The sequence below is a fragment of the Sphingomonas parapaucimobilis NBRC 15100 genome (assembly GCF_000787715.1).
GTDB classification, from domain to species: domain Bacteria; phylum Pseudomonadota; class Alphaproteobacteria; order Sphingomonadales; family Sphingomonadaceae; genus Sphingomonas; species Sphingomonas parapaucimobilis.
This window is the reverse complement of sequence record NZ_BBPI01000043.1, coordinates 19,194-39,407: the sequence shown is the minus strand read 5'-3', so window position 1 is coordinate 39,407 and position 20,214 is coordinate 19,194. Positions and strand designations below refer to the sequence as shown.

The window sequence follows — 20,214 nt, the reverse complement described above, 5'->3', positions numbered from 1 at the left end:
AACCTGACTATCGGCCTTCGGAGTCCCGCATGCAAGTGATCAGCGCGCGGACTTTTTCGCGGGTTTCGGCCAGTGGAATGTCGGTCGCGATGACGTGATCGGCCCGCGCGCGTTTATCCACATCGGGCAGCTGGCGCATGAGAATTGCGGCAAATTTCTCTCGCGTCATACCGGGTCTTGCCAACACCCTTGCCTCTTGCACCGCCGTTTCTGCCGAAACGACCAACACCTTATCCACAACCTTGTCACCACCGGTTTCAAACAGCAGCGGCACGTCCACCACCACCAACGGAGCCTCGGCATGGGTCGTCAGAAAGGCCGTGCGTTCTGCCTGTACGGCGGGATGCACGATCGCCTCGAGTCGGCGCATCGCCGAATCATCGCCCAACACCACCCGGCCCAGCGCGGCCCGATTCACGCCATCGGGTCCGGTGGTGCCGGGAAAGGCCGACTCAATGGCGGCCACCAGCCGCCCGCCGGGACCTTGCAGCCGGTGGACACAGGCATCGGCATCGAACACCGGCACGCCTTCGTCGCGAAACATCTGCGCGACCGTCGACTTGCCCATGCCGATCGAGCCGGTCAGCCCCAGAACGATCACGACCGCACGATCATCGCAGCAGGATCGCGCGCAATTCCGCGTCCCGCTCGCGCGGCGGGGCCGCGCCGAAGAAGCGCTCGAACGCCACCGCCGCCTGGCCGATCAGCATCTCCAGCCCGTCGATCGTCGCCAGCCCCCTCGCCCGCGCCGCCGCCAGCAGCGTGGTTTCAAGCGGCGCATAGACGATATCATAGACGACCGCGTCCCCCGGCAGCGCCGACAGATCGAGGTCGAGCACCGGCTGGCCGGTCATGCCCAGGCTGGTCGCGTTGACGACCAGGGCGCTGGGAGGAACGGCGTCACCGATCGGCAGCGCCTGCCCCTCCAATCCGAAGGACGACAACAGCGCCGCCCCTTTATCCACATTGCGGTTGAACAGCGTGACCGGCCCAACGCCGATCCCCGCCAGCGCATAAAGCACCGCACGCCCGGCGCCCCCTGCCCCGATCACCGTCACCGGCTTGCCCGCCAGGTCGAAGGCTTTGAGCGGCGCGGCAAAACCGGCGGCATCGGTGTTGGTGCCGACCAAAGCGCCGTCCGCATCGCGAAACGCGGTGTTGGTCGCCCCGATCGCGGTCCGCACATCCTCTCGATCCTCGACATGATCCAGCGCGGCGATCTTGTGCGGCACGGTGATGTTGCAGCCGCGCCAGTCCGGATCGGCCTTCCGCGCGGCGAAATAGGCGGGCAGCGCGTCGGGCGTGACATGGGTGGCGCGATAGTCCGCCTCGATCCCCAGCGCCTTCAGCCAGAAGCCGTGGATCTTCGGCGATTTGCTATGGGCAATCGGATCGCCGATCACTTCGGCATAAGGAAGGGCCATCAGGCGGGCATCCAGCCGCGTTCGCGCAAATAGCCCAGCACGGGCAGCAGCGGCATGCCGAGGATGGTGAAGTGGCTTCCCTCGATCCGCGAGAAGAGCTGCACCCCCGGCCCCTCGATCCGGAAACAACCGACGCAACCGGCAATCTCCGGCCATTCCTGATCGAGATAGCGGTCGATGAACGCACCCGAAAGCGGACGGACATGCAGCTTGGCGCGCTCGACATGCCGCCAGACCGGGCGGCCATGCTCGGCGATGACGGCGGCGCTCCAGAGTTCGTGACTCCCGCCGCTCATCCGCGCCAGATGCTCGGACGCCTCCTCGCGGCTCTCCGGCTTGTCGAGCAAGGTGCCGTCGGCCAGCGCGACGACGGAATCGGACCCTAGCACCGGCACCGGCCCGGCATTCGCAGACACCTTCACCGCCTTCATCTCGGCCAGCGCGTCGGACAGGTCGCGCGGGGAAGCCCCCGCCATCGCCGCCTTGACGCCTGCTTCGTCGACCCGCGCGGGCAGCGCTTCATAGGTGACGCCCGCCGCGTCGAGCATCGCCCGGCGCGAGGCGCTTTGCGAAGCCAGGATAATCATGCCTCGGCCTTTCGTTGATTTACCAATGAGATGATCGCCGCCGCCGTTTCCTCGATCGAGCGGCGGGTGACGTCGATCACCGGCCAGTCATTGTCGGCGAACATTCGCCGCGCAAAGGTGAGTTCGCGATTCACCGCCTCCTGCTCGACATAATCGGTGTCGGGCGCCTGGTTCAGCGAGAGCAGCCGGTTGCGCCGGATCGCGATCAGCCGGTCGGCGCTGGTGGTCAGGCCGACGACCAGCGGCTTTTTCAGCTTGAACAGAAAGGGGGGCGGGGGGCTTTCGACCACGATCGGGATGTTGGCGGTCTTGTATCCGCGATTGGCGAGATAGATGGACGTCGGCGTCTTGGACGAACGGCTGACCCCGGCCAGCACGATATCGGCCTCCTCCCACTCCTCCCAGGCGATGCCGTCGTCATGCGCGATGGTGAACTGGATCGCATCGACCCGCGCGAAATAGGCGGCGTCCAGGACGTGCTGGCGGCCGGGCCTCATCTTGGCCTGCACGCCCAGCAGCCCCGACAGCGCGGCATTGACCGGATCGAGCGGCGCGACCGTCGGCAGGCCCAGCGCGTGGCAGCGGCTTTCCAGCACGCGCCGCGTCGTCGGGTTGACCAGCGTGTAGATCACCAGCCCCGGATTCTGCGCGATCTCCTGCAGGATGCGCTCCAGATGACTCTCGGTGCGGACCATCGGCCAGAAGTGCCGGACGGTTTCCACATCGTCATATTGGGCAAGCGCCGCCTTCGCGATGTTCTCCAGCGTTTCGCCGGTGGAATCGGACAGCAGGTGCAGATGGAGGCGCGTCGTCATGGCCGGTCTAATGACTCTGTGGATAACATGTCGCGAATCGGTAGCGTAACTTCGCCGACCGGCCAAGCGGCGGACCGGCGGTGGATAACGACCGATTCGTCCACAATGAATCTCACAGGTCCGATTCTTTTCCACAGCCTGTGAGTTACGGGGGTCATGAATCCGAATCCCGTTGAATCGGCGATTCCCCATGAGTCAACGTGTTGGCATATCGGGGAGAGCCGCATAATCCCGACAACCAACGTGCCAACCACTTCAACAATCCAATCTTAGAATCTTCTTTAATAGAAGAAGGGGGGTCTCCTGACCGACGTTGCGATTCAAAAGCCCCTGCTCGCCGTGCTGAACGGAGAGCGGCAGGCGACGCCGCCCATGTGGCTCATGCGACAGGCCGGACGCTATCTGCCGGAGTATCGCGCGCTGCGGGCGGAGAAGGGGGGCTTCCTGGCATTGGCCACCGATCCGGAGGCCGCGGCCGAGGTGACGGTGCAGCCGATCCGCCGGTTTGGCTTTGACGGCGCGATCCTGTTCTCCGACATCCTGATGGTCCCCTGGGCATTGGGACAGGACCTCAGCTTCGGGGCGGGGGAGGGGCCACGTCTGGCGCCTGCGCTGGTCGATCATGCGCTGAATGCCCTTACGGCCGTGCCTGTGCGGCTCGACCCGGTCTATGCCACGGTCGCACGGGTCAAGGCGCAATTGCCCCCACAGACCAGCTTCCTGGGCTTTGCGGGCTCTCCCTGGACGGTCGCGACCTATATGGTGGCGGGGCAGGGGTCCAAGGACCAGGGCGAGACGCGGCGGTTCGCCTATGCCGACCCGGCCGGGTTCGGGGCGATCATCGATGCGATCGTGACCATGACCATCGACTATCTCGCGGGGCAGGTCGCCAACGGGGTCGAGGCGGTGCAGCTGTTCGACAGCTGGGCGGGGTCGCTGTCTCCGGCACAGTTCGAGCGCTGGGTGATCGCGCCCAATGCCGCGATCGTGGATGGTTTCCGGGCACGCTGTCCGGGGGTGCCGGTGATCGGTTTCCCCAAGGGCGCCGGGGGCAAGCTGCCCGCCTATGCGCGTGAGACGGGTGTGGATGCGGTCGGGCTGGATGAGACGGTCGATCCGGTCTGGGCCGACACCTATCTGCCCGAAGGGCTGCCGGTGCAGGGCAATCTCGATCCGCTGGCGCTGATCGCGGGCGGCGAGGCACTGGACGGGGCGGTGGATCGCATCCTGGCGGCCTTCACAAAGCGGCCGCATATCTTCAACCTGGGGCACGGCATCCTGCCCGACACGCCGATCGCGCATGTCGAGCGGCTGATCGCCCGTGTGAGGAAAGACCGATGATCGGATTGTTGGGGGCCGCCTATGAATGGGTGAAGGCGGCGCATATCATCTTCGTGATCTTCTGGATGGCGGGGCTGTTCATGATGCCGCGCTATCTGGTCTATCATCAGGAGGCGCTGGTCGCGGGCGACGCCACCGACGCGGCCCGCTGGGTCGAGCGCGAGGGCAAGCTGCGCAGCATCATCCTGACGCCTGCGATGATCGCGGTGTGGGTGCTGGGGCTGCTGCTGGCCGTGTCGCTGGGGCTGTTTGCGGGCGTAGCGGGTCTGGGCTGGCTGCACGCCAAGCTGTTCTTCGTGCTGCTGCTCAGCGGCTATCATGGCTGGATGGTCGGCTATGCGAAGAAGCTGGCGAAGGGGCAGATGACGCTCAGCGGCAAGCAACTGCGCATGATCAACGAGGTGCCCGCGCTGGCGGCGACGATCATCGTCGTGCTGGTGGTGATCAAGCCGTTCTGACACCCGCTGCTCCCTTTTTCTCCCCTCCCGCAGGCGGGAGGGCGCCCCTTTCTGACTCCCCTCCCGTAAACGGGAGGGGCTGGGGGAGGGCAGGGAGTCTCACCGAGACCGACCCCCGCGGCTTTCCCTCCCCCATCCCCTCCCGCCTGCGGGAGGGGCGTGAGACTCAGCTGCGGTAGGTATTCCCCATTGACTTGGGGCACCCCCAATCCTAACTCCTCCCCCGTACGGCGCGGTCCTCGCGTCGGGTACGCTTCCTTATCGACAGCCTCGTTTCGCCGCGATCCTCGCCGACCGACGCCCTCCGACCATCCGGACCGATCATGCATCTGAAAGACCTCAAGAAGAAAACCCCCGCCGACCTCGTGCAGCTGGCCGAGGAATTGGGGGTCGAGAGCGCGTCGACGCTGCGCAAGCAGGACCTGCTGTTCGCCATCCTGAAGGAACAGGCGGAAAAGGGCGACCAGATCATGGGGCTGGGCACGATCGAGGTGCTGCCCGACGGTTTCGGCTTCCTGCGCTCGCCGGAGGCCAATTATCTCGCCGGTCCCGATGACATCTATGTCTCGCCCAACCAGGTCCGCAAGCATGGCCTGCGCACCGGCGACACGGTGGAAGGCGAGATCCGCGCGCCCAAGGACGGCGAGCGCTATTTCGCGCTGACCAAGCTGACCAGCGTCAATTTCGACGATCCGGAAGCGGTCCGCCACCGCGTCAATTTCGACAATCTCACCCCGCTCTACCCCGAGCAGAAGCTGATCCTCGACCCCGCCGATCCGACCCAGAAGGACAAGTCGGCGCGCGTCATCGATATCGTCTCGCCGCAGGGCAAGGGCCAGCGCACGCTGATCGTCGCGCCCCCGCGCGTGGGTAAGACAGTGATGCTGCAGAACATCGCCAAGGCGATCACCGACAACCATCCCGAAGTCTTCCTGATCGTCCTCCTCATCGACGAGCGTCCGGAAGAAGTGACCGACATGCAGCGCTCGGTGCGCGGCGAGGTCGTGTCCTCGACCTTCGACGAACCGGCGCAGCGCCACGTCCAGGTCGCCGAGATGGTGATCGAAAAGGCCAAGCGCCTGGTCGAGCACAAGAAGGATGTCGTCATCCTGCTCGACTCGATCACCCGTCTGGGCCGCGCCTACAACACCGTGGTGCCGTCGTCGGGCAAGGTGCTGACCGGCGGTGTCGACGCCAATGCGCTGCAGCGGCCCAAGCGCTTCTTCGGTGCGGCGCGCAACATCGAGGAGGGCGGCTCGCTCTCGATCATCGCCACCGCGCTGATCGACACGGGCAGCCGCATGGACGAAGTGATCTTTGAAGAGTTCAAGGGCACCGGCAACTCGGAAATCGTCCTCGACCGCAAGGTGGCGGACAAGCGCATCTTCCCGGCGATGGACGTCGGCAAGTCGGGCACCCGCAAGGAAGAGCTGCTGGTCGAGAAGGACAAGCTGTCCAAGATGTGGGTGCTGCGCCGCATCCTGATGCAGATGGGCACGATCGACTCGATGGAATTCCTGCTCGACAAGATGAAGAACTCGAAGACCAACGAGGACTTCTTCGACTCGATGAATCAGTAAGGCGTTTCGGGGGCTTCGGCCTCCGACGCTACGGCTTTGTGGGTTCGCTGGCGGCAAACAGGCCCGCTTGCGAACCCATTTTCGTTTTCGGGCGTTAGCAGGCCCGATCCCACCCCCTTTCGGGATCGTGCCGGTCCAAGCACGGCACGGCCGCGTCGTTGCTTAACACGCGACGCGGCCAAACGGGGGGCATCGGTTGCGCCCGCCTTATCCCCAACCTCCGTTCAGCCTGAGCGAAGTCGAAGGCCAAGGGAATCCTTGGCCCGCAATGGGGCATGCACTTCGACTTCGCTCAGCGCGAACGGCGTTCGGTATTGTAGGAAAAGCTATCCCAGCCCTTACGGCCGGGTGCGTCCGCCACCCATGCCGCCGCCCTGGCCGCCACCGGCGCCCGGCGCGCCGACCGCGCCGATATTGCCGAACAGATCCTGGAAGAAGCCGCGCTGCCGACCCAGGGTCGGGGTGGTCTTGCCATAGGGATTGATATCGGCGACCTGATCGACACCGGCGCGGCGGATCGTCGTGACGTTGCCCGCCTGGTCGAAGCTGATCTGCAACGTGATCTGCGACACGGGCTTGGGCAGGGTATAGCCCAGGTTGCGGCTGTCGCGGGCGACATAATACCAGTCGCCACCGCCGAACTGGCTGGAGATGGTCGGCGTGCCCAGAGTCTGGAGCACCGACTGGCGATTGTCGACGCCCGGCTGGATCGAGTTGACGAGATCGGTGTCGACCACATAACCCTGGTGCGACCGCAGCGGCGTACAGGCCGACGCCGCTAGGGCCAGGATCAGGCCCAGCCCGAGGGCGCGGGTGGAAGAAACGCTCATCATTATCTCCGGGCCGGACGATCGGCCGCACAGGCAGCTATACAGGCGGTCGATCCGCTCGACCGTCACCCCCTCGATATGCCAAGGGAAAGGCGCATACAAGCAATTCGCGCGCAACTGATCGTGCGGCAGGAAGGGGAGGGGCACATGGCCTTGGGCTGGCTCAGGCAGGGGATCGCCCGCTATTTCGGGCGCGATGCGGATGCGGCGCTGCCGTTGTACAATGCCGTCGTGCTGCGCGCGCGGGCGGAACACTGGTATCTGGACGGGGCGGTGCCCGATACGGTCGACGGCCGGTTCGACATGATCGCGGCGGTCCTGTCGGTGGTGCTGATCCGGCTGGAGGCCGAGCCCGAGGGCGTGGAGCCCGCCGCGCGGCTGACCGAACGCTTCGTCACCGACATGGACGGGCAGCTTCGCGAACTCGGTATCGGGGATATCGTGGTCGGCAAGCATATCGGTAAGATGATGGCGATGCTCGGCGGTCGCCTGACCGCCTATCGCGAAGGGCTGGCAGGGGATAAGGCGGTGATGGACGCCGCGCTGGTCCGCAACCTGTACCGCGGCGCAGCGCCTGCCGATAGCGGCGCGGTTGCCCATGTTCGTGAGGCGCTTCGCGCCCTACATGAGCAATTGGCGGCCACTTCGCTCGCTCGCCTTACCCTTGGAGACCTGCCGTGACCCCCGAATGGAGCCGCCCCGAAAAGATCGACACGATCGGTGAGCGTGAAAAGCCCGTCTCGATCGACACGACCCCCGATGAACGCCGGGCGCTGGCCGGGCGGTTCAGGCTGCTCGCGGTCGATGCCTTGTCGGCGGAACTGGTCGTACGGCGCGACGCGGCGGGCATCCTCGTCACCGGCACGGTGCGCGGATCGGTGGTGCAGCCCTGCTCGGTGACGGGCGACCCGGTCCCCGCCAAGGTCGACGAGCCGGTGGCGCTGCGCTTCGTCGAACCCTCTACCCATGGCGGCGACGAGGAAATCGAGCTGTCCGAGGACTCGCTCGACACGATCGAGATCGAGGGCGGCACGATCGACCTGGGCGAAGCGGCGGCCGAAACCATGGCGCTGTCGCTCGATCCGTTCCCGCGCAGCCCGAACGCGGCGACCGTGTTGAAGGAAGCGGGCGTGATCAGCGAAGACGAAGCGCGCCCGCTCGGCGCCCTGGCCGGACTGAAGGCCAAGCTGGAAGGCAAAGGCTGACCCAACTCCTCCCCAAGCTGGGTTTGGGGAGGGGGGGTGTGGGAGCGATGGTAGAGGGGCAGGGCGAAAGGGTCGGCGAGGATTCCCGGAGCGTGATGACATCAGCTTGATCCACCCCTCCCCTTCAGGGAGGGGCCGGGGGTGGGGCGCTTCCGCAAATACAAAGCCTGTGGTGAGGCCCCACCCCAACCCCTCCCCTGAAGGGGAGGGGCAGGATCGGTTCAACCGTTTCAGGAAAAGACCCTACGCCGCATCCGGTCCCAAAGTCGGGTCCAGATCGCGCGGCCGGATGAACGCCACCAGCGTCGCGCCATGCGCGCGCGCTTCGGCCCAGCGATCGATCGGCAGCGTCATCTGCGCCACCGTGGCGGTCGGATATTTATCCTCCACCCTTTCGCGCAATTCCCCGTCGAGCGTCAGGTCGAGGACCAGATCCTCAAGCCCCGGATTATGCCCGACCATCAACACATGCTCCGCCGCGTCGGGCATCGCATGGACCAGATCGAGCAGGCTGGGGGCGGACGCCAGGTACATCGCCTTGTTCCAGACCGGCTCCAGCGTCTGGCCGTAACCGCTCCATATCTCGTCCAGCGTTTCGACCACCCGCACGGCGGGGGAGGCCAGGACATGGTCGAACGCGAATCCTTCGGCCTTCAGATGCCGCCCGATCATCGCCGCCGCGCGCCGTCCCTTGGCATTGAGCGGACGATCGAAATCGCGGGCGACGGGATCGTCCCAGCTCGACTTGGCATGGCGAAGGAGCGTCAGCGTCTTCATCGGATCGGTGTCTCCGGGGCGGCGGCTGGCAGGATTTGGCTATCCCCATGCCCTATCGGTGCGTCGGAGGAAAGCCGCCCCGCGACCCGCGCGACCGCTTCGTCGAGCGTCACCCGGGAAATGGCGACGCCGGGAGGAAAGGCGTCGAGCAATCGCGACGGCATGGCAGCGGACAGCAGCACGAACGCCCCGCGATCGTCGGCGCGCCGGATCAGCCGTCCGAATGCCTGCGCCAGCCGCGCGCGAACGATCCGGTCGTCATACGCGCTGCCGCCCCCCGCCAATTTGCGCGCGGCGTGGAGCACGGTCGGCTTGGGCCAGGGCACGCCCTCCATGACGACCAGCCGCAGCGACGAGCCGGGAACGTCCACCCCGTCGCGCAACGCATCGGTGCCGAGCAGCGAGGCCGATGGATCGTCGCGAAAGATATCCACAAGCGTGCCGGTGTCGATCGGATCGACATGCTGCGCGTGAAGCGCCAGCCCGTCGCGCGCCAGCCGGTCGGCGATCCGGCCATGCACGCCGCGCAACCGCCGAATCGCGGTAAACAGCCCCAGCGTCCCGCCCCTGGCCGCCGCGATCAGCCGGGCATAGGCATTGGCAAGCTGGGGAATGTCCCCGCGCTTCACATCGGTGACGATCAGCACCTCGGCGCGGGTCGGATAATCGAACGGACTCTCCGCGACGAAATGGGCGGGGCCACGCGCCAGATGCGGCGCACCCGTCCTGGCCTCCGCCACATCCCAATTTCCGCCGGCGCGCAAGGTCGCCGAGGTGACGAGCGCGCCATGGGCGGGCTTCAGCACGATCTCGGCAAAGGGGCGCGTGGGGTCGAGCCAGTGGCGATGAAGACCGATATCATATTCGCGCCCCTCAACCCGGTCGACCGCCAGCCAGTCGACGAAATCGGGATCGACCGGGCCGCCGATCCGCGCGAGCAGCGACAGCCAGGCAGCCACCGTCTCCGCACGCCACGCGATCGAGGCGATCGCCCCTTCCACCCGCGCGCGTGCTTGCCCGTCGAGCCAGTCGGGTGCCTCCTGCAACACCGCCTCCAGCCGCTGGCCCAGGGTCACTAGCGGGCGCAGCAGCGCGTCGAGCGCGTGGGCGGCTGGCCCGGCGGCTTCGATCAGCGCGGGCGAGGGATCGGCCAGTTCGGTCTCCAGCCCATAGCCCGCATCGCCCGGCTGCTCGGCGCGCGCAAAGGCCAGACCGCGCACCGCCGCCAGCAACGCCTCGATCGGGCCGAAGGGCTGGCCCTCCGCCAATCGCCCCAGCCAGCCCTCGCTTGCCAGCGCGTGCGCCGCCTGTACCGCATCGCCGATCGCGCGGTTGCCGCCCTCGTCATAGCTGGCGACATCGGACAGTCGTGCGGCAAGGCCCCGACGCCGACCCCGCGATCCGGCCTCGGGGCCGAGAATCCAGCGGCGCAGCTCGATCGTCTCCGATCCGGTCAGCGCGGTGGCGAACATCGAGTCCGCCGCGTCGAACAGGTGATGCCCCTCGTCGAACACATAACGGGTCGGCCGCGTCTGCGTCTCGCGACCACGCGCGGCGTTGACCATGACCAGCGCATGGTTGGCGATAACGATATCCGCCTGTACCGACGCGCGCGCGGCCCGCTCGATGAAGCATTTCCGATAATGCGGGCAGCCCGCATAGACACACTCGCCGCGCCGGTCGGTCAGTGCCGCCGACCCGTTGCGACGGAACAAGGTGGTCAGCCAGCCGGGCAGGTCGCCGCCGACCATATCCCCATCGGCGGTATAGGCCGCCCAGCGCGCGACCAGTTGCGCCAGCACTGCCGCGCGTCCGGCGAACCCGCCTTGCAGCGCGTCCTCCAGATTGAGCAGGCACAGATAATTCTCGCGACCCTTGCGGGTGACGACGCGTTCCTTGCGCAGCACGGCATCGGGGAAGATGCGCGCGGTCTCACCGCTCAGCTGGCGTTGCAGCGCCTTGGTATAGGTGGAGATCCATACCGCGCCGCCCGCCCGTTCGGCCCAGAGGCTGGCGGGGGCAAGATAGCCCAGCGTCTTGCCGATTCCCGTGCCCGCCTCGGCCAGCACCATGTTTGGCGTGTCGCGCACCGCACGCGGCGCGAAGGCGGCGGAGACGGCGGCGGCATAGGCGCGCTGGCCCGGGCGTTCCTCGGCCCCGTCGCCGGTCAGGCGTCGCAGCCGCTCCTCCGAATCCTGCGGCGGCAATTCGATCGTGCGCGGGGCGGGGCGGGGGGCGTCTTCCTCCCATTCCGGCAGCGCACTGAACAGCCAGCGTTCGTTGCGCTCGGGCCGGGTGAGGCGTGGGCCGATCAGCGGCGCCCAGGGCCAGCGGAGCCGGGCCAGGCTCTGCGCAGCCGTCCACGCACCCTCGCGCTCGGGCCATGCACCGTCCGGCGTGGCGAGCAGTGTCTCGGTGGCGCGGAGCAGGAAGGCGGCCACGTCCGCATCGCTATCCGGCGGCTCCAATCCACAGGCGCGGGCGAGGCCATGCGGCGTCGGGACCGCGAACTGGGCGGGACGCAAGAAGGCGAAGAGTTCGAGGATGTCGAGCCCGGACAATTCGGCATAGCCCAGCCGCTGGCCGATCAACGGCGCGTTGAGCAGGATGACCGGTGTTTCGGACGCCAGCCCGATCGCCTCGCCGCGTGAGACGGCGCGGGTCTGTCCCCCGGTGGAAATCCACACACCGCTATGGCTGGCATGAAGGGCGGAGTGGGGGAGTGCAGTCACCATCGTGATTTGGGGGAGTGGGAACAGGTTGGCAACGGGGTTGGTCTCATTTCATGAGTCGCTTGTGGCTGAGCCCTCCCCAAACCCCTCCCGCTTGCGGGAGGGGCTTACCGCGTGAGGCGCGCTTTCCTTTTCCAAAAAGCACGCCCCTCCAGCAGGCGGGAGGGGATGGGGGAGGGAACGCGAGGCAAGACCACCCCATCTGTTCCACGTGGAACAAGCTCGATCTGTGGATAACCCTGTGCATGAAGTGCGAGCATATCGTGGAAATCGCAAAATACATTGTGCATCACGCCCCGGCTTGCCACAGGCAAAGCCATGATAGACGAACTCCGCTCCACCGCTCTCGAGTCCAAGGCCTGGCCCTATGAGGAGGCTCGCAAGCTCCTCAAACGCTATCCCGACGGCAAGCCGGGCGGTGCGCCGATCCTGTTCGAGACGGGCTATGGTCCCTCAGGGCTCCCGCATATCGGCACGTTCAACGAAGTGCTGCGCACGACCATGGTCCGCAACGCCTTTCATGCGCTGTCCGACCAGAAGACCCGGCTGATCGCCTTTTCGGATGACATGGACGGTCTGCGCAAGGTGCCGGACAATGTGCCCAACCAGGACATGCTGCGGACCCATCTCGGCAAGCCGCTGACCCAGGTGCCCGATCCGTTTGAGAAGTTCGACAGTTTCGCCGCGCACAACAACGCGCTGCTGCGTCAGTTTCTCGACCGCTATGGCTTCGATTACGAGTTCGCTTCGTCGACCGAATATTACACCTCGGGCCGATTCGACGATGCGCTGCGGCTGGTGCTCAAGCATTTCCAGGGCATCCAGGATGTGATGCTTCCGACGCTGCGTGCCGAGCGCCGCGCGACCTATTCGCCCGTCCTGCCGATCAGCCCGAAGTCGGGCATCGTGTTGCAGGTGCCGGTCGAGGTGGTCGACGCCGAGGCGGGCCTGATCGCCTTCGAGGATGAGGGCGAGCGGATCGTCCAGTCGGCACTGGGCGGCCTGTCCAAGCTGCAATGGAAGGTCGACTGGGCGATGCGCTGGGTCGCGCTGGGTGTGGATTATGAGATGGCGGGCAAGGACCTGATCGACTCGGTTACCCAGTCGTCCAAGATCGCGCGCGTCCTCGGCGGGCGCCCGCCCGAGGGCTTCAACTATGAGATGTTCCTTGACGAACATGGCGAGAAGATCTCCAAGTCGAAGGGCAATGGCCTCAGCCTCGACCAGTGGCTGACCTATGGGCCGGAGGAGAGCCTGGCCTTCTTCGCCTATCGTGAACCCAAAAAGGCCAAGCAGCTGCACATGGGTGTGATCCCGCGCGCGGTGGACGAATATTGGCAGTTCCGCACCAACTACCCGACCCAGTCGCTCAAGGAGCAGCTGGGCAATCCGGTGCATCACATCCATGATGGCAAGCTGCCCCAGGGTGAGCTGCCGGTGACGTTCGGGTTGCTGCTCAACCTTGTCGGCGTGATGGGGGAGGCGACCAAGGAGCAGGTCTGGGGCTATCTTGCCAATTACGTGCCCGAAGCCTCGGCCGAAAAGTATCCGGAACTGGACCGGCTGATCGACCATGCGCTGGCCTATGCCCGCGACTTCGTCGCGCCCACGCTCCAGCGCCGCGCGCCCGAGCCGCATGAAGCCGAGGCGCTGCGCCAGCTGGACACGCAACTCGCCGCGCTCCCGGCGGGGGCGACGGCCGAGGATATCCAGAACATCGTCTATGAGATCGGTAAGACCGACGCCTTCCCGTCGCTGCGTGACTGGTTCAAGGCGCTGTACGAGACGCTGCTGGGTTCGGCGCAGGGGCCGCGCATGGGCAGCTTCATCGCGCTTTACGGTGCGGATAACAGCCGCAAACTGATCGCCGAGGCCCTAGCCAAGGCAGCATAACAGGGAAGGGGGGAGCGGCAGGCTCCCCCCTTTTTCGTATCAGCGGAGATGCTCGGCGAAGAACGCCATGGTGCGTTCGTCCGCCAGCTTGGCCGACTCGTCCGACCGACGTTGACCGAATTCGGTCGCGAAGCCGTGATCCTCACCCGCATAATCGTACAACGTGACCTTGGGGTGGTCGTCCAGCCCCTCGTGCATCCGCTTCTGCGCATCCTTGTCGACGAAGTGATCTTCCTCCGGAACGTGGAGCAGGACCGGCTTGGCGATCGCGTTCTTCTCGCCCAGCAGGCCGTCGATACCGACGCCATAATAGCCGACACTGGCATCCACATCCGTCCGCGCGGCGGTCATGAAGGCCAGTCGGCCGCCCAGGCAATAGCCGACGACACCGACCTTGGTGTCCGGACCATGCTCGGCGCGGATCGCCTTGATGGTCGCCTCGATATCGCGGATGCCGCCATCCTGATCGAACTGGCCCATCAGGTTGAGCGCCTGTTGCATCTCATTGGGGATGTCGGGGTCCAGCTCGATGCCCGGCGCGATCTTGTGGAAAAGGTCGGGTGCGACGGCCAGATAGCCCGCCTCGGCCAGCGTATCGCATTTGCGGCGGATGCCCGCATTCACGCCGAAGATTTCCTGGATGACGATGATCGCGGCGGTCGGCTGACCCTCCGGCTCGGCATAATAGGCGTTGAACTGGCCTTCGCCCTGCGTGGCGGCGATGGTCTTGGTGGCAGTCATGCGGGTCTCCTGTGGTCGTCGCGACGATAACGCCTTATGCCTCAGTTGGTCGCGTGATGGAGAATGGCTTGTGAAAGTGAATGTGGAAATCGACTGCACGCCCGAGGAGGCGCGCCGCGCCATGGGCCTGCCCGACCTGACGCCGATCCATGAACGCTATGTCCAGATGATGCTCGACACGATGCAGTCCGGCGTAAAGCCCGAGATGATCGAGGCGATGATGCGCAACTGGGCGCCGATGGGCGAGGCGAGCATGACCATGTGGCGCCGGATGTTCGAAGGGCAGAAGGGCTGATCCCCAGCATGTCCGACACGATCTTCGCCGTTTCCAGCGGACAGCCGCCCGCCGCCATCGCCGTGATCCGGGTGAGCGGCCCGGCAGCCTTCGCAGCGGCCGAGCGGCTGGGCGGGCGGCTGCCCCCGGCGCGCCGGGCCAGCCTGCGGACGTTGCGGGATGGAATGGGGGCGGTGTTGGATTCGGCGCTGCTGCTCTGCTTCCCCGGCCCGGCGACCGCGACGGGTGAGGATCTGGTCGAGCTGCATTGCCATGGCGGTCGTGCGGTCGTGGCGGCGGTCGAGCGGGCCTTGGCCGAACAGCCGGGCGTCCGCCGCGCCGAGCCGGGCGAGTTCACTCGGCGCGCGCTTCTCCATGGCCGGATCGATCTGGCGGAGGCGGAAGGGCTGGCCGATCTGCTCGAGGCCCAGACCGAGCGGCAGCGCCGGGCCGCCATCGGCGCGGTCGAGGGCCGGGTCAGCCAGGCGGTGCGCGGCTGGATGGACCGGCTGACGATGCTGTCGGCGATGATCGAGGCGATGCTCGATTTCGCCGAAGAGGATGATGTGCCGCTCGACCAGGCAGCGGTGGCGCGGATCAAGGGCGAGATGCATGACCTGGCCATCGCGATGCTGGAGGTGGTCGCGCGGCCGCCGGTCGACCGGCTTCATGATGGCATCCGCGTCGTGTTGGCCGGGCCGCCCAATAGCGGCAAGTCGACCCTGCTCAACCTTTTGGCCGAGCGTGAGGCCGCGATCGTCTCGCCGATCGCGGGGACGACCCGCGACAGGATCGAGGCGAGCGTCTTGCGGGGTGGTGTCGCCTATGTGCTGACCGACACCGCCGGTCTGGCCGAGGATACCGACGATGTGATCGAAGCGATCGGCGTCACCCGTGCGCAGGAAGCGATCCGCCAGGCGGACATCTTGTTGTGGATGGCCGATGCGCCTCCGCCGCGTGACGATGCGATCTGGCTCCATTCGCGTGCGGATCTGCCGGGGAGGGAGGGGTTGCCCGAGGGCAGGCAGCTGGCGGTGCGACGGGATGACGGGGCCAGTGTGGCCAGTGTCTGGGACGCGATTGCAGAGACCAGCGCTGCGCTATTGCCGCGTGAAGATGCGGTCGGGTTCAAAAGGCATCAGCAGGAGCAGTGCCGCCGGGCCGCCAATACCCTGATCGCGACGCAGACCGATGACGTTCTTTTGATCGCTGAGGAATTGCGGGTGGCACGACAGGCGCTGGCGGAAGTGCTGGGCGTCAGTGCCACCGAAACGATGCTCGATGCGCTGTTTGGACGCTTCTGCCTAGGCAAGTGAGTGTTCCACGTGGAACGTTGACCCTGCAATCGCTTTGACGCTGCCCAGTCCTTCCGGTAGGGCGGGGGCATGTTTGATGTCGTAGTGATCGGTGGTGGTCACGCGGGAACCGAAGCCGCTGCGGCGGCTGCGCGCCGGGGTGCGCGGACGGCCCTCTTGTCCTTCGATCGTCATGGCCTGGGCGCCATGTCCTGCAATCCCGCTATCGGTGGATTGGGGAAGGGCCATATCGTGCGCGAGGTCGACGCCTTTGACGGGCTGATGGCCTGTGCGGCAGATCAGGGCGCGATCCATTATCGTATGCTCAATCGGAGCAAGGGCACGGCGGTGCAAGGTCCGCGCGTCCAGGCGGACCGTCGTCGCTATGCCGCAGCGATCCAGGCGATGCTCGCCGCGCAACCGAACCTGACCATCGTCGAGGGCGAGGCGGAGGCGCTGGTCCTCGAAGGCGATCGGGTTGCTGGCGTGCAACTGGCCGATGGCTCGATCCTGTCGGCGCGGGCAGTGGTATTGGCGACCGGGACCTTCCTCGGCGGGCGGCTGTTCCGCGGCGAAGAGCGCCATCTCGGCGGACGTATCGGCGAGCGGGCGGCCACCCGGATGGCGGAACAGCTGCGTGCCCTGGGCCTGCCCATGGCGCGGATGAAGACCGGCACACCGCCGCGTCTCGATGGCCGCACCATCGACTGGGCGAAGCTGGACGAGCAGCCCAGCGATACCGATCCGTGGACCATGTCGCCGATGACGGCGGCGCGGCCGCTGCCGCAGATCGCCTGCGCGATCACCCGTACCACCGAAGAAACCCATGCGATCATCGCGGCGGCGTTCCACCGCTCGCCGCTGTTCACCGGCGCGATCGAGGCGAACGGGCCGCGCTATTGCCCGTCGATCGAGGACAAGATCAAGCGCTTCGCCGACCGCGACAGCCATCAGATCTTCCTGGAGCCGGAAGGGCTGGACGATCCTTTGGTCTATCCCAACGGCTTGTCGACCTCGCTGCCGACCGATGTGCAGGCGGCGATGATCGCCTCCATGCCGGGGCTGGAGCGGGCAGTCATCACACTGCCCGGCTATGCCGTCGAATATGATCATATCGATCCGCGCGCGCTTGATGCACGGTTGGGGCTGGGGGCGCTGGCGGGGGTGTTCTGCGCCGGTCAGATCAATGGCACGACCGGCTATGAGGAAGCGGCGGGGCAGGGGCTGATCGCCGGGCTCAATGCGGCGGCGCATGCCTGTGACCTGTCGCCCGTGATCCTCGACCGGGCGTCGAGCTATCTCGGCGTGATGATCGACGATCTGGTGTTGCAAGGCGTGACCGAGCCTTATCGTATGCTGACCGCCCGGGCCGAGTATCGCCTGTCGCTGCGCGCGGACAATGCCGAGACGCGATTGGGCAGCATAGCCGAAGCCGCCGGGTGCCTGTCGGATGCACGATTGGCGCATCGGCAGCGGCGGCAGGCGCAGCAGGCGTTATTGCGCGAACGGCTGTCGGTGGTCCGCACTGCGTCCGATCTGGCACGCGGCGGTGCCGCTATTGCGCAGGATGGCGCGCGACGGACGGCCTATGAGTGGCTGCGCTTCGACGGCGTGACATTGGCGCATGTCGCCCCCGACGCTGCCGAGGGTTGCGATCCGGCAGTGGTGGCCGAGACGCTGGAGGATGCGCGTTACGCTCCCTATGTCGAACGGCAGGCGGAGGAGGTCGCACGTCTCCGGGCCGACGAACAGATCCTGCTATCGCCCGCGCTCGACTATGCCGCCATCCCCGGCTTGTCGCAGGAAATGATCGACCGGCTCAGCCTTTCACGTCCTGCCACGCTGGCGGCGGCGTCGCGCATTCGCGGCATTACTCCCGCTGCCCTGTCGGCAGTGCTTCTCTACGCTCGAAAGGTCGCCGCATGAACGAGGATCAGGCACGCGACTGGGCGGTCCGGCATTTCGGCGAGGAGGCAGCGGCGCGGATCGACTGGTTCCTCGACCGTGTGGTGGTGGAGAACGACCAGCAGAATCTGGTTTCACCTTCCACCATCGGCACGATCTGGAGCCGCCATGCGGTCGACTCGGCGCAGCTGATTCCCATGGCCGACCGGGCCGATGGGCAGTGGATCGATATCGGCACGGGTGGTGGCTTTCCCGGCATGATCGTCGCCATCGCCTGGCCTGGCCGGGTTGCACTGGTGGAACCGCGCAAAAAGCGGGCGGAGTTTCTGCAGGAGTGCGTCGACGGGCTCGGCATGGGGGACCGGGTGACGGTCCATGCTGCCAAGATCGAGGCGGTGCCGCTCCAGGCCGATATTATTTCTGCTCGCGCCGTAGCGACAGTCGAAAATCTTTTGCGCGCAGCCGCCCACTGCGGCAAACAGGAAACGCGGTGGCTGCTCCCGCGCGGCCGCCTGGACGAGCGCGAAATCAAGACCCTCAAGCGGCAATGGCGCTTCGTGTTTCACGTGGAACATAGCATCACATCGGCGGAATCGTCGATCGTGATCCTCGACCGAGTAGAGGCCCGATGATCTGCGTTGCCATCGCGAACCAGAAGGGTGGGGTGGGCAAGACCACCAGCGCCATCAATCTCGCCACCGCCTTGGCGGCCACGGGGCTGAACGTCCTGCTGATCGATCTCGATCCGCAGGGTAATGCCTCGACGGGGCTGGGCATTCCCAACAGCCAGCGCATGTTTTCCAGCTATCACGTGCTGCTGGGCGAGGCGCGGATCGACGACGCGGTGGTGCATAGCCAGGTGCCCCGTCTGGACGTCGTGCCCGCCACGGTCGACCTGTCGGGGGCCGAGCTGGAGCTGGTCGATTATGAGAATCGGACCCACCGGCTGGACCATGCGCTGCGCCGGACGCAGGGCAATTGGGACATCGTCCTGGTCGATTGCCCGCCCTCGCTGGGGCTGCTGACGATCAACGCCATGGTGGCGTCCGACTCGCTGTTCGTGCCATTGCAGTGTGAATTCTTTGCATTGGAAGGACTGTCGCAGCTGCTGACCACGGTTGAGCGAATCCGCGCGCGGTTCAATCCCGGGCTGGCGATCCTGGGCGTAGCCTTGACGATGTATGACCGACGCAACCGGCTGACCGACCAGGTGTCGGCCGATGTGCGCGCCGTTTTGGGGGGTGTAGTGTTCGATACCGTGATTCCGCGCAACGTCCGGCTGTCGGAGGCACCCAGCCATGGTCTGCCCGCGTTGATCTATGACCATCGTTGCGTCGGCAGTCAGGCCTATATCGCGCTGGCTCGCGAAATGATCGCACGCCTGCCGCTCGGCAGCCAGCCGGGAGCGGCAGCGGCATGAGCGGCGAGACGGCCAAGCGTCCACGTCCCGGTCTGGGCCGCGGTCTGGGCGCCTTGCTCGGGGATATCGCGCGGGAGGCGCCGATCCGGCCGGGCGATCAGCCGACGCCGGGGGGCGTGCGTATGCTGCCCGTCGGATCGCTGCAACCGCATCCCGATCAGCCGCGCCGCCATTTCGACGAAGCCGCGCTCGACGAACTCGCCGCCTCGATCTCGGCACGGGGACTGATCCAGCCGATCGTCGTGCGTCCGCATGGCCGCGACTATCAGATCGTCGCGGGCGAGCGCCGCTGGCGGGCGGCGCAACGCGCACGGCTGCACGAGGTGCCGGTCGTCATCCGCGATTTCGACGATGCCCAGACGCTAGAAGTCGCGCTGATCGAGAATATCCAGCGACAGGACCTGAACGCGATCGAAGAGGCGCAGGCCTATCAGCGGCTGGCGGGTGAGTTCGGCCATACCCAGGAAGCACTGGCCAAGATCGTCCACAAGTCGCGCAGCCATGTCGCCAACCTGCTGCGCCTGCTCGAACTGCCGGATACGGTGCAGGGGCAGGTGGTTAGCGGTGCGCTGTCGATGGGCCATGCCCGGGCGCTGCTGGGCGCGAACGAGGTCGAGGCGCTGGCCGATCAGGTCATCGCGCGCGGCTTGAGCGTTCGCGAGACCGAAAAGCTGACCCGGGAGGCCAAGGGTGGCGGTCGCAGGGGCTCGGACGAGGGCGAGAAGGGCGCCGTCAAGGTGCCGACCGGGCAGGACGCGGCGGATGCCGATATCGCCGCCTTGGAGGGCCAGCTCGCCGATCTGCTCGGCTTGTCGGTGCGTATCGCACATGGCGAGAAGGGGGGGACGCTGACCCTGAGCTATTCGACGCTCGATCAGCTGGACATGGTATGCCAGCGCCTGACAGGTGAGGGTATTTGAAAGGGATACGCCAGCAT

At 66.3% G+C, this 20,214-nt stretch carries 21 protein-coding genes; 12 read left to right on the top strand and 9 right to left on the bottom strand.

The window, feature by feature from the left end:
• Positions 1 to 7: 7 nt before the first annotated feature.
• The 4 genes from coaE to SP5_RS08445 are packed head-to-tail and all read right to left on the bottom strand — an operon-like array spanning position 8 to position 2,826.
• Positions 8 to 601, bottom strand: a complete 594-nt coding sequence (gene coaE, locus SP5_RS08460; protein WP_042486935.1) for a dephospho-CoA kinase — start codon at positions 599 to 601, stop codon at positions 8 to 10.
• Positions 602 to 611: 10 nt separating this feature from the next.
• Complete coding sequence (aroE, locus tag SP5_RS08455) at positions 612 to 1,424, bottom strand: shikimate dehydrogenase (protein ID WP_042486932.1); 813 nt, start codon at positions 1,422 to 1,424, stop codon at positions 612 to 614.
• Positions 1,424 to 2,011, bottom strand: coding sequence for a Maf family protein (locus SP5_RS08450; protein WP_084220617.1), 588 nt, complete (start codon positions 2,009 to 2,011; stop codon positions 1,424 to 1,426). The genes aroE and SP5_RS08450 overlap by 1 nt, the downstream gene beginning before the upstream one ends.
• Positions 2,008 to 2,826 carry a pyruvate, water dikinase regulatory protein gene (locus SP5_RS08445; protein WP_042486930.1) on the bottom strand — a complete coding sequence of 273 codons (819 nt, stop codon included), beginning with the start codon at positions 2,824 to 2,826 and terminating at the stop codon, positions 2,008 to 2,010. The genes SP5_RS08450 and SP5_RS08445 overlap by 4 nt, the downstream gene beginning before the upstream one ends.
• A 318-nt stretch (positions 2,827 to 3,144) precedes the next feature.
• On the opposite strand from SP5_RS08445, the gene hemE reads away from it, so the two are divergent.
• The 3 genes from hemE to rho all read left to right on the top strand — a co-directional run bounded on the left by hemE (position 3,145) and on the right by rho (position 6,205).
• Positions 3,145 to 4,167 carry a uroporphyrinogen decarboxylase gene (gene hemE / locus SP5_RS08440; protein WP_042486927.1) on the top strand — a complete coding sequence of 341 codons (1,023 nt, stop codon included), beginning with the start codon at positions 3,145 to 3,147 and terminating at the stop codon, positions 4,165 to 4,167.
• Positions 4,164 to 4,625 carry a CopD family protein gene (locus SP5_RS08435; RefSeq protein ID WP_042486925.1) on the top strand — a complete coding sequence of 154 codons (462 nt, stop codon included), beginning with the start codon at positions 4,164 to 4,166 and terminating at the stop codon, positions 4,623 to 4,625. The genes hemE and SP5_RS08435 overlap by 4 nt, the downstream gene beginning before the upstream one ends.
• 323 nt (positions 4,626 to 4,948) lie before the next feature.
• Complete coding sequence (rho, locus tag SP5_RS08430) at positions 4,949 to 6,205, top strand: transcription termination factor Rho (protein WP_042486922.1); 1,257 nt, start codon at positions 4,949 to 4,951, stop codon at positions 6,203 to 6,205.
• A 338-nt stretch (positions 6,206 to 6,543) separates the two neighbouring features.
• On the opposite strand, the gene SP5_RS08425 is transcribed toward rho, so the two are convergent.
• Positions 6,544 to 7,035 carry an outer membrane protein assembly factor BamE gene (locus SP5_RS08425; RefSeq protein ID WP_042487090.1) on the bottom strand — a complete coding sequence of 164 codons (492 nt, stop codon included), beginning with the start codon at positions 7,033 to 7,035 and terminating at the stop codon, positions 6,544 to 6,546.
• Positions 7,036 to 7,182: 147 nt separating this feature from the next.
• Here SP5_RS08425 and SP5_RS08420 point away from each other — a divergent pair, with 147 nt between their 5' ends.
• Both SP5_RS08420 and SP5_RS08415 read left to right on the top strand, forming a co-directional pair.
• A complete protein-coding gene (locus tag SP5_RS08420; RefSeq protein WP_042486919.1) occupies positions 7,183 to 7,716 on the top strand; it encodes a ubiquinol-cytochrome C chaperone family protein in 534 nt (177 codons plus the stop codon).
• Complete coding sequence (locus tag SP5_RS08415) at positions 7,713 to 8,240, top strand: YceD family protein (protein ID WP_042486914.1); 528 nt, start codon at positions 7,713 to 7,715, stop codon at positions 8,238 to 8,240. Before SP5_RS08420 ends, SP5_RS08415 begins: the two co-directional genes overlap by 4 nt.
• 243 nt (positions 8,241 to 8,483) lie before the next feature.
• Here the strand turns inward: SP5_RS08415 and SP5_RS08410 are convergent, their stop codons facing one another.
• A complete protein-coding gene (locus SP5_RS08410) occupies positions 8,484 to 9,017 on the bottom strand; it encodes a SixA phosphatase family protein (protein ID WP_042486911.1) in 534 nt (177 codons plus the stop codon).
• Positions 9,014 to 11,752: an ATP-dependent DNA helicase gene (locus tag SP5_RS08405; RefSeq protein WP_042486907.1), complete on the bottom strand. Its 2,739-nt coding sequence runs from the start codon at positions 11,750 to 11,752 to the stop codon at positions 9,014 to 9,016. The genes SP5_RS08410 and SP5_RS08405 overlap by 4 nt, the downstream gene beginning before the upstream one ends.
• 315 nt (positions 11,753 to 12,067) lie before the next feature.
• On the opposite strand from SP5_RS08405, the gene SP5_RS08400 reads away from it, so the two are divergent.
• Positions 12,068 to 13,642 carry a lysine--tRNA ligase gene (locus tag SP5_RS08400; RefSeq protein WP_042486904.1) on the top strand — a complete coding sequence of 525 codons (1,575 nt, stop codon included), beginning with the start codon at positions 12,068 to 12,070 and terminating at the stop codon, positions 13,640 to 13,642.
• A gap of 39 nt (positions 13,643 to 13,681) precedes the next feature.
• On the opposite strand, the gene SP5_RS08395 is transcribed toward SP5_RS08400, so the two are convergent.
• Complete coding sequence (locus SP5_RS08395) at positions 13,682 to 14,383, bottom strand: dienelactone hydrolase family protein (protein WP_042486901.1); 702 nt, start codon at positions 14,381 to 14,383, stop codon at positions 13,682 to 13,684.
• 70 nt (positions 14,384 to 14,453) lie between these two features.
• Here SP5_RS08395 and SP5_RS08390 point away from each other — a divergent pair, with 70 nt between their 5' ends.
• Both SP5_RS08390 and mnmE read left to right on the top strand, forming a co-directional pair.
• A complete protein-coding gene (locus tag SP5_RS08390) occupies positions 14,454 to 14,678 on the top strand; it encodes a DUF6489 family protein (RefSeq protein WP_042486898.1) in 225 nt (74 codons plus the stop codon).
• 8 nt (positions 14,679 to 14,686) lie between these two features.
• Entirely contained in the window at positions 14,687 to 15,973 is a 1,287-nt protein-coding gene (gene mnmE, locus SP5_RS08385; RefSeq protein WP_042486896.1) for a tRNA uridine-5-carboxymethylaminomethyl(34) synthesis GTPase MnmE, read from the top strand.
• On the opposite strand, the gene SP5_RS19740 is transcribed toward mnmE, so the two are convergent.
• The gene (locus tag SP5_RS19740) at positions 15,962 to 16,147 is read right to left on the bottom strand and encodes a hypothetical protein (protein WP_245613442.1); all 186 of its coding nucleotides are present in this window, start codon (positions 16,145 to 16,147) and stop codon (positions 15,962 to 15,964) included. The genes mnmE and SP5_RS19740 overlap by 12 nt on opposite strands.
• Here SP5_RS19740 and mnmG point away from each other — a divergent pair.
• The 4 genes from mnmG to SP5_RS08365 are packed head-to-tail and all read left to right on the top strand — an operon-like array spanning position 16,058 to position 20,197.
• The gene (gene mnmG / locus SP5_RS08380) at positions 16,058 to 17,878 is read left to right on the top strand and encodes a tRNA uridine-5-carboxymethylaminomethyl(34) synthesis enzyme MnmG (protein ID WP_245613440.1); all 1,821 of its coding nucleotides are present in this window, start codon (positions 16,058 to 16,060) and stop codon (positions 17,876 to 17,878) included. The genes SP5_RS19740 and mnmG overlap by 90 nt on opposite strands.
• Entirely contained in the window at positions 17,875 to 18,489 is a 615-nt protein-coding gene (gene rsmG, locus SP5_RS08375) for a 16S rRNA (guanine(527)-N(7))-methyltransferase RsmG (RefSeq protein WP_042486890.1), read from the top strand. Before mnmG ends, rsmG begins: the two co-directional genes overlap by 4 nt.
• Entirely contained in the window at positions 18,486 to 19,277 is a 792-nt protein-coding gene (locus SP5_RS08370; RefSeq protein ID WP_042486888.1) for a ParA family protein, read from the top strand. The genes rsmG and SP5_RS08370 overlap by 4 nt, the downstream gene beginning before the upstream one ends.
• A complete protein-coding gene (locus SP5_RS08365) occupies positions 19,274 to 20,197 on the top strand; it encodes a ParB/RepB/Spo0J family partition protein (RefSeq protein ID WP_042486885.1) in 924 nt (307 codons plus the stop codon). The genes SP5_RS08370 and SP5_RS08365 overlap by 4 nt, the downstream gene beginning before the upstream one ends.
• The last annotated feature ends 17 nt before the right edge of the window (positions 20,198 to 20,214 follow it).

Bases quoted from the DNA above. Each gene is read 5' to 3' on its own strand.
- SP5_RS08445 (WP_042486930.1), bottom strand. From the start codon at position 2,826: ATGACGACGCGCCTCCATCTGCACCTGCTGTCCGATTCCACCGGCGAA.
- SP5_RS08370 (WP_042486888.1), top strand. From the start codon at position 18,486: ATGATCTGCGTTGCCATCGCGAACCAGAAGGGTGGGGTGGGCAAGACC.
- SP5_RS08400 (WP_042486904.1), top strand. From the start codon at position 12,068: ATGATAGACGAACTCCGCTCCACCGCTCTCGAGTCCAAGGCCTGGCCC.
- aroE (WP_042486932.1), bottom strand. From the start codon at position 1,424: ATGGCCCTTCCTTATGCCGAAGTGATCGGCGATCCGATTGCCCATAGC.
- SP5_RS08435 (WP_042486925.1), top strand. From the start codon at position 4,164: ATGATCGGATTGTTGGGGGCCGCCTATGAATGGGTGAAGGCGGCGCAT.
- rho (WP_042486922.1), top strand. From the start codon at position 4,949: ATGCATCTGAAAGACCTCAAGAAGAAAACCCCCGCCGACCTCGTGCAG.
- SP5_RS08395 (WP_042486901.1), bottom strand. From the start codon at position 14,383: ATGACTGCCACCAAGACCATCGCCGCCACGCAGGGCGAAGGCCAGTTC.
- SP5_RS08410 (WP_042486911.1), bottom strand. From the start codon at position 9,017: ATGAAGACGCTGACGCTCCTTCGCCATGCCAAGTCGAGCTGGGACGAT.
- SP5_RS08420 (WP_042486919.1), top strand. From the start codon at position 7,183: ATGGCCTTGGGCTGGCTCAGGCAGGGGATCGCCCGCTATTTCGGGCGC.
- mnmE (WP_042486896.1), top strand. From the start codon at position 14,687: ATGTCCGACACGATCTTCGCCGTTTCCAGCGGACAGCCGCCCGCCGCC.
- SP5_RS08405 (WP_042486907.1), bottom strand. From the start codon at position 11,752: ATGGTGACTGCACTCCCCCACTCCGCCCTTCATGCCAGCCATAGCGGT.
- SP5_RS19740 (WP_245613442.1), bottom strand. From the start codon at position 16,147: ATGACGATCGAAGGACAAGAGGGCCGTCCGCGCACCCCGGCGCGCAGC.
- SP5_RS08365 (WP_042486885.1), top strand. From the start codon at position 19,274: ATGAGCGGCGAGACGGCCAAGCGTCCACGTCCCGGTCTGGGCCGCGGT.
- rsmG (WP_042486890.1), top strand. From the start codon at position 17,875: ATGAACGAGGATCAGGCACGCGACTGGGCGGTCCGGCATTTCGGCGAG.
- SP5_RS08425 (WP_042487090.1), bottom strand. From the start codon at position 7,035: ATGAGCGTTTCTTCCACCCGCGCCCTCGGGCTGGGCCTGATCCTGGCC.
- SP5_RS08450 (WP_084220617.1), bottom strand. From the start codon at position 2,011: ATGATTATCCTGGCTTCGCAAAGCGCCTCGCGCCGGGCGATGCTCGAC.